This is a genomic window from Kribbella sp. NPDC104218, from assembly GCF_055584105.1.
The window spans coordinates 1172554-1185339 of the sequence record NZ_JBVJMQ010000003.1; the positions used below are offsets into that span (position 1 = coordinate 1172554).

The following is a 12786-nucleotide window of genomic DNA, read 5'->3' on the forward strand; positions in this document are numbered from 1 at the left end:
TTGACGGGTTCACCACCGCCGTTTACACCGTTACAGCACGTCTGTCCCCGCCCCGACAGAACAGGTGATCCGATGGACCGCAGAGATTTTCTGAAGACCGCAGGTCTGGCCGCCGGGCTCTTCGGCGCGCTGCCGGAGAGCCTGCAGCGCGCGCTGGCCGCGCCCGCGCCGGCCGGCGGGCTGGAGCTGATCGAGCACGTCGTGATCCTGATGCAGGAGAACCGGTCGTTCGACCACTACTTCGGCTCGCTCCGCGGCGTCCGCGGGTTCAACGACCCGACCGCGCGAACGCTGTCGACCGGACGCTCGGTCTTCCACCAGCCGAACGGCAGCGGGTACGTCCTGCCGTATCCGGTCGCGAGCCAGTACATGACCGGGACGCCGCACGACTGGGGCACCAGCCACGGCGCCTGGAACCACGGCCGCAACGACCAATGGATCCCGCAGAAGACGAAGTACTCGATGGCGACCCACCTGCGCGCGGAGCTGCCGTTCTACTACGCGCTCGCGGACGCCTTCACGATCTGCGACGCGTACCACTGCTCCGAGCTCGGCCCGACGAACCCGAACCGGTTCTACCTGTTCACCGGCATGCTCGGTTTCGAGCCCGGCACCAGCACGCGCGCGATCGGCAACGACGCCTGGCAGAACGCCGGGCACACCGGTTACACCTGGACGACGTACGCCGAGCGGCTCGAAGCGGCGAACAAGAGCTGGCGGGTCTACCAGGAGTGGGACAACTACGGCGACAACTCGCTCGACTACTTCAAGAAGTTCCTCGACATCGGGCGGAAGGCGCTGGCGCGGACGAGCTATTCGAAGCTGGAGTTCTTCTACGACAACGGCGTCCGGAAGGCGAATGCCGCGGACCGGGCGACGCTGCTCAACCAGCTCGCGGCCGGGGTCGCGACGTTGACGCCGGCCGAGCGGCGGCTCTACGACCGCGGGCTGCACCGGGTCGCCGCCGATCAGCTGATCCCGGCGTTCGCGGCGGACGTCGCGGCCGATCGGCTGCCGGCGGTGTCGTGGATCGTCGCGCCGGAGCCGAAGTGCGAGCACCCGGCGTGGGGGCCGGCCGAGGGGGCGAACTTCACCAAGGAGCTGCTCGACAAGCTCGCTGCCAACCCGGCGGTGTGGAACAAGACGCTCGTGCTGATCACGTACGACGAGAACGACGGGTACTTCGATCATGTACCGCCGCCGGTGCCGCCGGTGAACTCGAATGAAGGGCAGTCGACGGTCGCGATCACCGACGAGCTGGTCGGCGGCGTACCGATCGGGCTCGGCGCGCGGGTGCCGATGCTGGTGGTCTCGCCGTGGAGCCGCGGTGGCAACGTGTGTTCGCAGGTCTTCGATCACACGTCGGTGCTGCGATTTCTGGAGCGGTGGTCCGGGATCGCCGAGCCGAACATCTCGCCGTGGCGGCGATCGGTCTGCGGTGATCTGACCGCCGCGCTCGATCTGTCCACGACGAACCCGAGCTACCCGGCGCTACCGGCGACTCCGCCGACGCCCGGGTGGGAGACGACGTACCCTGCTCCCCCGGCGAACCAGACGCTGCCCCCGCAGGAGGCGGGACCGCGGACGTCGCGTCCCTTGCCTTATGTCCTCGCCGCCTCCGGCCGGGTTGCCGCCGACAACTTCTGGATCGACTTCGCGAACACCGGCGCGGCCGGCGCGCACTTCTACGTGTACGCGAACGCCTACCGGACCGACGGCCCGTGGCGCTACACGATCGGTGCGGGCGCTTCGGCGTCCGACTACTGGCAGGCCGGTACGCCGAGCGGGGCCTACGACCTGACCGTGCACGGGCCGAACGGCTTCGTCCGCCGCTTCGCCGGGAACCGAATCACCGCGACAACCAGCGGGAACGCCAACCCCGAGGTCAAGCTGCGCTACGCGCCGGCCGACAACCTGGTGTGGCTGACGATGACGAACACCGGGACGAAGTCCTGCACGATCACCATCCGCCCCAACAACCGCGCCGGCGGCCCGTGGACCTATCAGGTCGGCCCGGGGGCAACGGTCGAGGACTGGTTCAGTACGGCGAACGGCATGGCCGGCTGGTACGACCTCACCGCAACCGCCGACACCACCGACGCCTTCACCCGCCGATTCGCCGGCCGCATGGAAACCTCCGGAATCAGCGACCCAGTCATGGCCTCAGCCCGCCTCACCGCGACGGCAGCTGCACTCCCGGACGGCGTCCGACTCGACCTCGGCGCCGTCCGCACAGTCACCGGTATGACCTACCAGCCCGGCCAGATCGGGCAGTACGAGCTGTACCTCAGCACCGACGGCACCACGTGGGGCTCACCCCACACCACCGGTACCTTCGGCGGCACCACCCAGACTGTCCGCTGCTGGCCGACGTCCGCTCGCTACCTCCGGCTCCGGGCCGTCAGCGGCTCCGCCCAGAACGCCGTCCTCACTCCCCTGGGCTGGTGACCTTGAAACCCTCCGCCGCCCGCTGAAGCTTCTGGAAGTACTCCGTCCACTCGGCCTCATTCATCATCCCGGCGTCCTTCCCGCCCTGCCCGTCGATCAGCTCACGGACGATATCGGCATGCCCCGCATGCCCCGCGGTCTCGTCGACGACCCGGACCAGCAACGTGCCGAACGTCGTCCGCCGCTTCCCCTCCGCCCAATGCGGAACCTCCGCCGGCGCATCCAGCTCCAGCTCGGCGATCGACCGATCGCTGTGCGCACAAGCCTCCCGGTAAAGGCCCGTCAGCCACTCACTGCTCTCGGTCGGCAGCGCCCACATATCCGCCCCCTCCCACACCGACCCGTCCGCGTACCACGGCAACACCTCCGCCGGCGGCCGCCCCACACTCGTCCCCAAATACACGTACTCGATGCCAATCAGGTGTTTGACCAAACCGAGCAAGTTCGTCCCCGAAGGCACCACCGGCCGCCGCTTGTCGTACTCGCTCAGCCCCTCCAGCTTCGCGAGCATTCGAGCGCGGGTCTCCTGCAGGTAGCTCTGCAACGCGATCTTCATACCCACCACGCTAACCACCCCCTCAGACAGTTTCCGCACCTCGACACGAACGACAGGAGGTACACCACCAACCACCCGCAGGGCCACGCTCAACGGCCTCGCCGTGCAGCCTCTCAGCGTCCCTACCTCCTGTCGTTCGTGCTGCCTGTGGACAACTCGACGCACGACGCCGCCGGATTTGGCAGTCTGATGCGGTGCTGCCCGTCGACGAAGTGCTTGCCGAGCTGGGCGGTTCGGCGACTGCTGCCCAGCTCCGGCGGCTGGTCAAACGGGCCGCGCTGGAGGCAGCGGTGTCGTGTGGCGACATCGAGCGGGTCGCCCGCGGGGTCTATGCCCTGCCCGCGCTCGACCCGGAGCGCATCACGGCGCTCGCCTACGACGGTGTCGCCTCACATCTCAGCGCCGCCCGGCTCTGGGGATTGCCGCTGCTGAAAGAACCGGAGACACCGCACGTGATGGTCCCCGTTCATCGGCGCCCGCGGGCTGGTCGGCCAGCGGTCTTGCACTGGGCGGCGGTCACCTCCGACGAACGGCGCGCCGGGATGACGTCGCTGCTTCGGACCGTGATCGACTGCGCGCGGATCCTTCCGTTCGGCGAGGCTCTGGCAGTGGCCGACGCTGCTCTTCGCAGTGGCCAGCTGGAGGCTGCCGAGCTGGAGCACACGGCGTCCAAGCTGCGCGGGCCGGGGCGTGCGAATGTGCTTCGGGTCGCGGCTGCCGCGACGCCGCTGGCGGAGAGCTTTCTCGAGTCGATGCTGCGGAGCCTGCTGATCTCCGGCGGACTGACCGATTTTGAGCCGCAGGTCGTGATCTACGGCGACGGCGGGTTCATCGGCCGGGTCGACCTCGCGAACTCCGCGGCCCGGGTGGTCATCGAGGCAGAGGGTTACGAGTTCCACGGATCGGCTGCCGACTTCGCGGCGGACTGCCGCCGGTACGACGAGTTGGTTGCCGCTGGCTGGACGGTGCTGCGGTTCACCTACCAGCAGGTGGTGGGTGAGCCGGGCTGGGTGGTTGAGACGGTGCAGTCGGCGGCGGCATTAAGGACAGGAGGTACGGCCGGCTGGCCGGGTGCTGTGAGCGGGCCGGCTTTCGGCGAGTGGGCCGCGTAGGCGACTACCTCCTGTCGTTCGTGCTGGGGGCTCCGGGCGGGATGAAGGTGAATGAGCCGGGGCCGGAGTCGAGGAGGCGGAGGAGCGCTTCGGGGTTGGCGTGTTCTTCGATGGCGTCGGCGAGGCGGTTGAGGCGGGACTCGCGGAGGGCGGCGAAGGAGGTGGCGCCGGTGGGGGCGGGTTTGTGGGTCAGGGCGGCGATTTCGGTGAGGAAGGTTTGGCGGGTGGGGTCGTCGTCGAAGAGGCCGTGGTAGATGGTGCCCCAGGTGTGGCCGGTGCGGACGCCGCCGGGGAAGGGGGTGGCTTCGGCGGTGGGGGTGACGGTGCCGTGGTGGATCTCGTAGGCGGTGCGGGTGGGGCGGGCGAGGGTTTTGGCGCGGGCGAATTCGGTTGCTACTGGCAACAGGTTGAGACCGTGGTGGACGCCGCCGCCCTCGACGCCGTGCGGGTCGGCGATCAGGCCGCCGAGGAGCTGGTAGCCGCCGCAGATGCCGAGGATCGGGCGGCCGGCGGCGGCGCGGGCGGTGACGGCGGCGTCGAGGCCGAGGGAACGCATCCAGGTCAGGTCGGCGACGGTGGCGCGGGAGCCGGGCAGGACGACGAGGTCGGCGTCCCGGATCTCGGCGGGGCTGGTGGTGAAGAAGACGCTGTTGGTCGGCTCGGCGGCGAAGGCGTCGAGGTCGGTGAAGTTGCTGATCCGGGGGAAGCGGACGACGGCGATCGACAACAGGTCGGTACTCGCGGTGGGCCGGCGGACCGGGATGTCGAGGGCGTCCTCGGAGTCCAGCCAGAGCTCGGGCAGCCACGGGAGGACGCCGTACGTCGGGCGGCCGGTGACGCTTTCGAGCATGTCGATCCCGGGCTGGAGCAGGGAGACGTCACCGCGGAACTTGTTGATCAGGAAGCCGCTGATCAGGGCCTGATCAGCCGCGTCGAGGAGGGCGACCGTGCCGAACATCGACGCGAACACTCCCCCGCGGTCGATGTCGCCGACCACCACGACCGGGGACCGGGTGTGTTGCGCGAGGCCCATGTTCACGTAGTCGGACCGGCGCAGGTTGATCTCGGTCGGGCTGCCCGCGCCCTCGCAGATCACCACGTCGTAGCGGGCGGCCAGGTCGTCGTACGCCGCGAACGCCGCCTTCGCCAGCTCGGCGCGCTCGGTGAGGAAGCCGCGGGCGGACAGCTCGCCCCAGGGTTGGCCCATCAGCACGACGTGGCTACGGCGGTCACTGCCGGGTTTGAGCAGCACCGGGTTCATCGCGGCCTCGGGCTCGGCGCCCGCGGCGATCGCCTGGATCCACTGGGCGCGGCCGATCTCGGTGCCGTCGGCGCAGACCATCGAGTTGTTCGACATGTTCTGGGCCTTGTACGGCGCGACGCGGACGCCCTGGCGGGCCAGCCAGCGGCACAGCCCGGTCACCACGGTCGTCTTGCCGGCGTCGGACGTCGTACCGGCGATCAGGAGGCCTGCCACGGGGTCGATCCTAGAGCCCGCAGCACGAGCGCGAGCCGGAGGCGGAAGCGGCCGGGCGCGCTGCCGAAGTCGAAGCCGAGCGCGGCTTCGGCCTGTTCGAGGCGGTAGGCGACGGTGCTGTGGTGGCGGTAGACGAGCGCCGCCGCCTTGCGGACGGAGTCCGTCGCGCAGTACGCCCTCAGCGTCGCCAGCAGGTCGTCTCCCCCAGGCTCACTCGCCAAGCGGTTCAGCGCGACCACATCCGGCGCCGCCGCCAGATCGTCCGGCCGCAGCCGATCCGCAAGTAGCAGGACGCCGCCAAGGTCGTCAGCTCGTACAACCGGCTCCTCCGGCGAAGTGAGCCGGTACGCCGTCCGCGCCGCACGCCACGAGTCAGCCGCGCAGAACGCCTGCACCACCGGCCCAACCCCAACCCGCTCGCCGGCCGGCAGCTCCCCCGGCAAACACAAGCTCACCAACACATCACCCAAAACCACCGACCGCTGCGCACTCGGCAAAGACGAACCGGCGGCCGACGCCCCGGACCTGGGCGCAGAGTGGGCGGGCGCCAAGCGCCCGGAGCGCGAGGCGGGAGTAGAGGAGACGGACGCCGAGGCCCGGGAGCCGGAGGCGGGTGTGGAAGAGGCGGACGCCGAGGCGCCGGAACCGGAGGCGGAGGTGGAGGTGGAAGGGGCGGGGGCCGGGCCCTCGGAGCCGGAGGCGGGCCTGGAGGAGGCGGACGCCACGCCCCTGGGACCGGAGGTGGGGGTGGAAGGAGCGCGGGTGGGTGGGGTGGAGACGGTTACTTGGAGGGGGGCGGTGGGGGTGATGGCTAGGAGGTGGAGGGCTCGGGAGCGGTCTGGGAGGGGGGTGGTGGGTGAGATGGCGAGCTCGAGGAGGGCTGGGTCGCCGGGGGCGGGGAGGGTGTTGCGGTCGAGGAGGAGGGTGCCGGCGAGGGCGAAGCGTTCGAGGAGGATTTCGTCGAGAGGTAAGGGGGTGGGGCGGGAGAGCCAGAAGGTGGCGTCGGCTTGGGGGTGGGTGGCGGCACCGGGTGGGGGTGTGCCGAGGGAGATGGCGGGGTCGGCGCGGAGGGTCAGGCCTCGGGCGGGGGCGTGGATGCCTACGGGGCATTCGGCGAGGGCGGCGGTGGAGCGGAGGAGGGCGGTCAGGTCGGCGCGGTCGGTCATCAGGGCGTCGAAGAAGCCGATGACGCGGACGGCGCTCTCGGCGTCGGCGTCGAGGGACGACAGGCGCAGGAGGAGGCCTTCCATGGGTCGAGGGTAGCGGGGTGGTCCGACAGTTGGCGGAGGGGAAGAGCCGGATCCCCGACAGCGGGCGGCTGCGCCGTGGCAGGGTGGGCCGGGATGGTTGTGGGGTCGGCGATCAGAGAGGCAGGACGATGACCCAGTACCCGATCGACCCCGAGCTGCTCCCGTGGGTGGCGATGATTCCGGAGCTCGACCTGAGCGACATGGCCGTGGTCCGTGCGAGTACGGCGGAGCTGGCCGGGGTGTTGCCGCCGGTCGTCGTCCCGGACGGCGTCGAGATCCGCGAGGTGACGATCCCCGGGCCCGACGGATACGCGATCCGCGCGAAGATCTACCGGCCGAAGGCGAGCGCCGACGGGCTGCGTCCCGGGTTCGTGAACATTCACGGCGGCGGGTTCGTGGTCGGCGACATCGACACGATGGAGCAGAGCCCGGTCGACATCGCGGCCGAGGTCGGCGCGGTGGTCGTCTCCCCCGAGTACCGCCTGGCCCCCGAGCACCCGTTCCCAGCCGGCCTGGAGGACTGCTACGCGACCTTGGAGTGGCTCGCCGCGAACGCCGCCGAGCTCGGCGTCGACCCGCAACGGATCGCCGTCGGCGGAACCAGCGCGGGCGGCGGCCTGACCGCCGCCGTCGCGCTGCTCGCCCGCGACCGCCAGGGCCCGGCGATCTGCTTCCAGCTGCTCGACATCCCCGAGCTCGACGATCGCCTCGACACCCCGTCGATGCGCGAGTTCGTCGACACCCCGATCTGGAACCGCCCGTCCGCGGAGTACAGCTGGAAGTACTACCTGTCCGGCGATCCCGAGTCGCTCGGCCTCCAGTACGCCGCTCCGGCCCGCGCCGAGGACCTCTCCGGGCTACCCCCGGCGTTCGTCGCGGTCTGCGAGTTCGACCCACTGCGCGACGAGGGCCTGGCCTACGCGCAGCGGCTTCTGCACGCCGGCATCAGCACCGAGGTCCACCACTACCCCGGCACCTTCCACGGCTCCGGTTTCGTGACCACCGCGGCCGTGAGCCAGCGGATGGCGGCCGACCGGACGGACGCCCTCCGCCGGGCGCTCGGCTAGCCGGGCGACTCGCCCTGCTCCGACTCCGGTTTCACTGGAGTGATGCGGCGGCCCTGCGCGTCCGTGCTGGGCAGCCGCGGAGCCGACCCCTGGAACCGGCTGCCGTCCCGCGCCGACAGCGGTTTGGCGATGTTCTCCAGCGACTGGCCCTCGGCGTCCACCCCGAAGAACCAGGCGATGACGCCGCCGAGCAGCATGATCCCGGCGCCGACCATGTAGCCGACGGCCAGCGGGCCCCGCGCCGGGTGCTCGCCTTCGCCGATCAGCGACGCGAACAGGAACGGCGCGACGACGCCGCCGGTCAGCTGCGAGATCGCGAAGAAGAACGAGATCGCCTGTCCGCGCAGCTCGATCGGGAAGATCTCGCTGACCGTCAGGTACGCCGACGAGGCGCCAGCCGAGGCGAAGAAGAACACCACGCACCACAGCCCGGTCAGCGTCGCCGCGGTCAGGACGCCGGCGTTGAACAGCAGCGCGGTGCCGAACAGGACGACGGCCGCCAGCGAGTACGTCGAGAAGATCATCTTGCGCCGGCCGATGGTGTCGAAGAAGTGCCCGAGCAGCAGCGGCCCGGCCAGGTTGCCGATCGCGAACGGGAAGAAGTACAGCGCGACGCTGGAGTCGTTCAGCCCGAAGTACGACTTCAGCACCAGCGCGTAGGTGAAGAAGATCGCGTTGTAGAGGAACGCCTGGGTGACCATCATCGAGAAGCCGAGGAACGACCGGCTGCGGTAGTCGCGCAACATCACCCGCGCGATCTCGCGGTACGTCACCGGCGGGTAGTCGACGACGCGGATCGCCTCGTCGTCCTTGACCTCGCGCAGTTCGCCGCCCTGGTTGCGGACCGTCTCCTCGATCCGGTCGACCGTCCGCTCGGCCTCCTCGACCTTGCCGTGCGTCATCAGCCAGCGCGGGCTCTCCGGGATGTGCCGGCGCAGGTAGATGATCATCAGGCCCATCACCGGGCCGACCAGGAAGCACAGCCGCCAGCCCCACTCGACCGGGACCAGGTCCGGGTTCAGGAAGACCAGGCCGACCGCGGAGCCGATCAGCGCGCCGGCCCAGTAGGTGCCGTTGACGCCGATGTCGACGCGGCCGCGGTACTTCGACGGGATCAGCTCGTCGATCGCGGAGTTGATCGCCGCGTACTCGCCGCCGATGCCCATCCCGGCCACGAACCGGCAGAACGCCAGCGACCAGAAGTCCCAGGTCAGGCCGGCCGCGCCGGAGGCGATCAGGTAGACCATCAGCGTGATGATGAACAGGCTGCGGCGTCCCCAGCGGTCGGTCATCCGGCCGAAGAACAGCGCGCCGACCACCTCACCGGCCAGGTAGATCGAGGCCAGCAGCCCGACCTCGGCCGTGGTCAGCCCGAGCGTCGCGGACTCCTTCAAGGTGTTGCCGACCAGCGAGACGAGCTGGATCTCCAGCCCGTCCAGGATCCAGGAGACGCCGAGACCGACGACGATCATCCAGTGGAAGCGGGTCCACGGCAGCCGGTCCATCCGGGCCGGCACGAGACTCGGTATCGCCTTGCCCTCGTCGAGAGCGTGTTCGCTGCTCATCCGAACTCCTTTCGGCGCCAATGGATCCGCAGGACCCCGTACCCCAGCGGTCCCGAATTCCAAACGCGCGGTGGCTACAGTGGACGGTATGGAGAACGAGATCAGCGTGGTGGACGCCAAGGAGCGCAGCCGCTACGAGGCGCTGGACGCCGACGGCAACCTGATGGGCTTCGTCGACTATTCGCTGCGCCCGGGCGTGATCGCCTTTCTGCACGCCGAGACCCTGCCCGACTACCGCGGCCGCGGCGTGGCCGGCCGGATCGCCGTCCAGTCGCTGGACGACGCCCGCGCCAACGGCCTGCGCGTGAAACCCGCCTGTCCCTTCTACCAGGACTACCTGGCGAAGCACCCCGAGTACGCCGACCTCGTCGGCGAGGCCGCGCAGTGATCCTCGGCAAACTCGATTGACAGCCGGCCGCCGCGTCGCCGGAGCTGCTGGCCCCGGCGACGCGGGATGCCCTCGGCGACCTCCCGGCGTACTCGGCCGCGATCGACCCCGGTCTCGCCGACACCGCGACGTTCTGCGCGGAGTACGACGTCCCGATGGCCGCCTCGGCCAACTGCGTCGTCGTCCTCGGCAAGCGCGCGGGTGAATCGGCGTACGCCGCTGTGCTCGTGCTGGCCACCGACCGGGCCGACGTGAACGGCGTCGTCCGCAAGCACCTCGGCGTCCGGAAGATCTCGTTCGCCGCCCAGGACGACGCGGTCGCGACGACCGGCATGGAGTACGGCGGCATCACGCCGATCGGGCTCCCGGCCGGCTGGCCGATCCTCGTCGACGAGGCCGTGGTCGCGGCCGGGCCGGTGGTGATCGGCAGCGGGGTCCGCGGCTCGAAGGTGCTGCTCGACGGCGCCGAGCTGGCCAAGCTCCCGGACGCCGTGGTTCTGGACCTCGCGCAGCACTGACCGGAGCGGCAACCGGCGCTATCCCGTGGACAGGGAGTAGCATCGCGGGCTGAAATGGGTGAGTGGACGGGTGCGACGGGTGAAGCGGTGAGTGTGGCGGGCGGCGGCGGTGGCGGAGACGGCGGGCCGACCGCGTTGCGGATCATGCTCGGCGGCCAGCTGCGCAGAATGCGTGAGCAGGCCGGGATCAGTCGTGCCGACGCGGGCTGGCAGATCCGCGCGTCGGAGTCCAAAGTCAGCCGGATGGAGCTCGGCCGGGTCGGCTTCAAGGAGCGCGACGTCAGCGACCTGCTGGAGCTGTACGGCCAGGCCGACGAGCAGGAGCGCTTCCGGCTGACCGAGCTGGCGCGCGCCGCGAACAACCCGGGCTGGTGGTCGCGGTACGGCGATGTGATGCCGAGCTGGTTCACCAACTACGTCGGTCTCGAGGTCGCGGCGACGCTGATCCGGACGTACGAGGTGATGTTCGTCCCGGGGCTGTTGCAGACCGAGGACTACGCGCGGGCCGTCGTCCAGCTGGGTAAGTCGTACCAGCCGAAGGACGAGGTGGCCCAGCGGGTCTCGCTGCGGGTCAACCGGCAGCAGATCCTCACCCGGGCGAATCCGGCCCGGCTGTGGGTTGTCATCGACGAGTCGGTCCTGCATCGACCGGTGGGTGGCGTCGACGTGCTGCGTGGGCAGCTGGAGCACCTGATCAAGTGGGCGCAGCAGCCGAACATCACGCTGCAGATCATGCCGTTCAGCAGCGCCGGTGCGGCCGGCGCCGGGGGCGCGTTCAGCATCCTGCGCTTCCCGGAGGGCGACCTGCCGGACATCGTCTACATCGAGCACGCGGCGAGCGCGCTCTACCTCGACAAACTCGAGGAGGTCGACGAGTACGCCGCGATCATGGAGGGGCTCACGATCGCGGCCGCACCCGTTTCCGCGACCGACGGCCTGCTCAGGGAGGCCATGTCGCGGCTGGACTGACCGGACGGGGTCAGCCCAGCATCCGGATCACGCCAGCTTGAGGTCCACGACGATGTTGCCGCGGGTGGCGTTGGAGTACGGGCAGACCTGGTGGGCCTTGGCGACCAGGTCCTCGGCGACGGCCGGCTCCAGGCCGGGCAGGCTGACGACGAGGGCGACCTGCAGGCCGTAGGCGCCGCCGGCGATCGCACCGAGGCCGACCTCGGCGGTGACGGTGGAGCCGGTGACCTCGACGCGCAGGCGCCGGGCGACCGTCATCATCGCGCTCTGGAAGCAGGCGGCGTACCCGGCGGCGAACAGCTGCTCGGGGTTGGTGCCGTTCCCGCTGCCGCCCAGCTCGGCCGGCGGCGCGACAACGACGTCCAGCTTGCCGTCACTGCTGGTCACCTTGCCGTCGCGGCCGCCTTCGGCGGTGGCCTTGGCGGTGTACAGAACCTTCTCAACCGGTGTGGTCATTCTGAATCTGCTCCTCAGCGAGTGGGGTCGAGAACGAGCTTGCCGACAGTACGGCGGGCTCGCATGTCTTCATGGGCGGTAGCGGCCTCGGACAGGCCGTACTCACCGCCGACGATCGGGCGCAGCGACCCGGCCTGAACCAGGTCGAACAACTCGGCCAGCGGCTCGCCCAGCAGCCGCGGGTCACCGAAGCAGTCGGCCAGCCAGAAGCCGACGATCGTCTTGGAGCCCTTCATCAGCCGGGTCGGATCGATCGCGGCCGCGGTCTCGCGCGATGCCGCGCCGAACGTGACGAGGCGGCCGAACTTGGCCAGCGCGGCGAACGACTCGTCGAAGGTCGGGCCGCCGACCATCTCGAGCACGATGTCGACGGGCTTACCGCCGTTCGCTTCGAGAATCCGGTCCTTCAGGCCTTCCGGCGTCCCGTCGATGGCGGCGTCCGCGCCGAGCTCCAGCACCTGCTGGCGCTTGTCCTCCGACGACGCGGTCGCGATCACGCGGCCCGCGCCCCAGAGCTTCGCCAGCTGGACGGCGATCGATCCGACGCCCCCGGCGCCGGCGTGCACGAGCACCGACTCACCAGGGCGGAAGTGAGTCGAGGTCTTCAGCAGGTGCCAGGCGGTCGTACCCTGCAGCACCAGCGCGAGCGCCTGACCGTCGGTGACGCCCGCGGGGACATCCCAGGCGTACGGCGCGTGCGCCACGGCCTTCTCGGCATACCCGCCCGAGCCGACCAGCGCGACCACGCGACGGCCGTCGGCGGTGTGACCGACCACCTCACCGCCCGGAATCATCGGCAGCGTCGCCTTCTGCAGGTAGCTGTTCTCCACCTGATGCGTGTCGGCGTAGTTGATCCCGGCGCGATCGACGGCGATCAGTACCTGGCCGTCGCCGGCGGCCGGATCCGCGACCTCGCCGACCTTGAGGACCTCCGGCCCTCCGAACTCAGTGATCTCGATTGCTCGCATACGTTGTACTAT

The 12786-nt window shown here is 70.2% G+C and carries 12 protein-coding genes; 6 read left to right on the plus strand and 6 right to left on the minus strand.

What is annotated here, in order from left to right:
- Positions 1-72: 72 nt before the first annotated feature.
- On the plus strand, positions 73-2448 hold the full coding sequence (locus ACZ6ZD_RS30185; protein WP_465677304.1) for a phosphocholine-specific phospholipase C: 2376 nt from the start codon (positions 73-75) through the stop codon (positions 2446-2448).
- Here the strand turns inward: ACZ6ZD_RS30185 and ACZ6ZD_RS30190 are convergent.
- The gene (locus tag ACZ6ZD_RS30190; RefSeq protein ID WP_465677305.1) at positions 2429-3004 is read right to left on the minus strand and encodes a DinB family protein; all 576 of its coding nucleotides are present in this window, start codon (positions 3002-3004) and stop codon (positions 2429-2431) included. The two genes, ACZ6ZD_RS30185 and ACZ6ZD_RS30190, sit on opposite strands and share 20 nt — an antisense overlap.
- Before the next feature lie 194 nt (positions 3005-3198).
- Here ACZ6ZD_RS30190 and ACZ6ZD_RS30195 point away from each other — a divergent pair, with 194 nt between their 5' ends.
- Positions 3199-4116: a DUF559 domain-containing protein gene (locus tag ACZ6ZD_RS30195; RefSeq protein ID WP_465677306.1), complete on the plus strand. Its 918-nt coding sequence runs from the start codon at positions 3199-3201 to the stop codon at positions 4114-4116.
- 4 nt (positions 4117-4120) lie between these two features.
- On the opposite strand, the gene ACZ6ZD_RS30200 is transcribed toward ACZ6ZD_RS30195, so the two are convergent.
- Complete coding sequence (locus ACZ6ZD_RS30200; protein WP_465677307.1) at positions 4121-5593, minus strand: cobyric acid synthase; 1473 nt, start codon at positions 5591-5593, stop codon at positions 4121-4123.
- On the minus strand, positions 5578-6843 hold the full coding sequence (locus ACZ6ZD_RS30205) for a helix-turn-helix domain-containing protein (protein ID WP_465677308.1): 1266 nt from the start codon (positions 6841-6843) through the stop codon (positions 5578-5580). The genes ACZ6ZD_RS30200 and ACZ6ZD_RS30205 overlap by 16 nt, the downstream gene beginning before the upstream one ends.
- A 128-nt stretch (positions 6844-6971) precedes the next feature.
- Here ACZ6ZD_RS30205 and ACZ6ZD_RS30210 point away from each other — a divergent pair, with 128 nt between their 5' ends.
- On the plus strand, positions 6972-7910 hold the full coding sequence (locus ACZ6ZD_RS30210; RefSeq protein ID WP_465677309.1) for an alpha/beta hydrolase: 939 nt from the start codon (positions 6972-6974) through the stop codon (positions 7908-7910).
- Here ACZ6ZD_RS30210 and ACZ6ZD_RS30215 read toward each other — a convergent pair.
- Entirely contained in the window at positions 7907-9475 is a 1569-nt protein-coding gene (locus ACZ6ZD_RS30215) for an MFS transporter (protein WP_465677310.1), read from the minus strand. The genes ACZ6ZD_RS30210 and ACZ6ZD_RS30215 overlap by 4 nt on opposite strands.
- Before the next feature lie 88 nt (positions 9476-9563).
- On the opposite strand from ACZ6ZD_RS30215, the gene ACZ6ZD_RS30220 reads away from it, so the two are divergent.
- The 3 genes from ACZ6ZD_RS30220 to ACZ6ZD_RS30230 all read left to right on the plus strand — a co-directional run bounded on the left by ACZ6ZD_RS30220 (position 9564) and on the right by ACZ6ZD_RS30230 (position 11350).
- A complete protein-coding gene (locus ACZ6ZD_RS30220) occupies positions 9564-9863 on the plus strand; it encodes a GNAT family N-acetyltransferase (protein WP_465677311.1) in 300 nt (99 codons plus the stop codon).
- A 101-nt stretch (positions 9864-9964) separates the two neighbouring features.
- Positions 9965-10381, plus strand: a complete 417-nt coding sequence (locus ACZ6ZD_RS30225; RefSeq protein ID WP_465677488.1) for a YbaK/EbsC family protein — start codon at positions 9965-9967, stop codon at positions 10379-10381.
- Between the two features lie 144 nt (positions 10382-10525).
- Positions 10526-11350 carry a helix-turn-helix domain-containing protein gene (locus tag ACZ6ZD_RS30230; protein ID WP_465677489.1) on the plus strand — a complete coding sequence of 275 codons (825 nt, stop codon included), beginning with the start codon at positions 10526-10528 and terminating at the stop codon, positions 11348-11350.
- A gap of 27 nt (positions 11351-11377) precedes the next feature.
- Here ACZ6ZD_RS30230 and ACZ6ZD_RS30235 read toward each other — a convergent pair whose 3' ends face one another.
- Together ACZ6ZD_RS30235 and ACZ6ZD_RS30240 are read right to left on the minus strand one after the other, a co-directional pair.
- Positions 11378-11806, minus strand: coding sequence for an organic hydroperoxide resistance protein (locus ACZ6ZD_RS30235; protein WP_465677312.1), 429 nt, complete (start codon positions 11804-11806; stop codon positions 11378-11380).
- A 14-nt stretch (positions 11807-11820) separates the two neighbouring features.
- Positions 11821-12774: a quinone oxidoreductase family protein gene (locus ACZ6ZD_RS30240; RefSeq protein WP_465677313.1), complete on the minus strand. Its 954-nt coding sequence runs from the start codon at positions 12772-12774 to the stop codon at positions 11821-11823.
- Positions 12775-12786 lie beyond the last annotated feature (12 nt).

Excerpts from the sequence above, each read along its gene's own strand:
- ACZ6ZD_RS30210 (WP_465677309.1), top strand. The coding sequence starts at position 6,972 with ATGACCCAGTACCCGATCGACCCCGAGCTGCTCCCGTGGGTGGCGATG.
- ACZ6ZD_RS30230 (WP_465677489.1), top strand. The coding sequence starts at position 10,526 with ATGCTCGGCGGCCAGCTGCGCAGAATGCGTGAGCAGGCCGGGATCAGT.
- ACZ6ZD_RS30205 (WP_465677308.1), bottom strand. The coding sequence starts at position 6,843 with ATGGAAGGCCTCCTCCTGCGCCTGTCGTCCCTCGACGCCGACGCCGAG.
- ACZ6ZD_RS30235 (WP_465677312.1), bottom strand. The coding sequence starts at position 11,806 with ATGACCACACCGGTTGAGAAGGTTCTGTACACCGCCAAGGCCACCGCC.
- ACZ6ZD_RS30220 (WP_465677311.1), top strand. The coding sequence starts at position 9,564 with ATGGAGAACGAGATCAGCGTGGTGGACGCCAAGGAGCGCAGCCGCTAC.
- ACZ6ZD_RS30185 (WP_465677304.1), top strand. The coding sequence starts at position 73 with ATGGACCGCAGAGATTTTCTGAAGACCGCAGGTCTGGCCGCCGGGCTC.
- ACZ6ZD_RS30190 (WP_465677305.1), bottom strand. The coding sequence starts at position 3,004 with ATGAAGATCGCGTTGCAGAGCTACCTGCAGGAGACCCGCGCTCGAATG.
- ACZ6ZD_RS30215 (WP_465677310.1), bottom strand. The coding sequence starts at position 9,475 with ATGAGCAGCGAACACGCTCTCGACGAGGGCAAGGCGATACCGAGTCTC.
- ACZ6ZD_RS30240 (WP_465677313.1), bottom strand. The coding sequence starts at position 12,774 with ATGCGAGCAATCGAGATCACTGAGTTCGGAGGGCCGGAGGTCCTCAAG.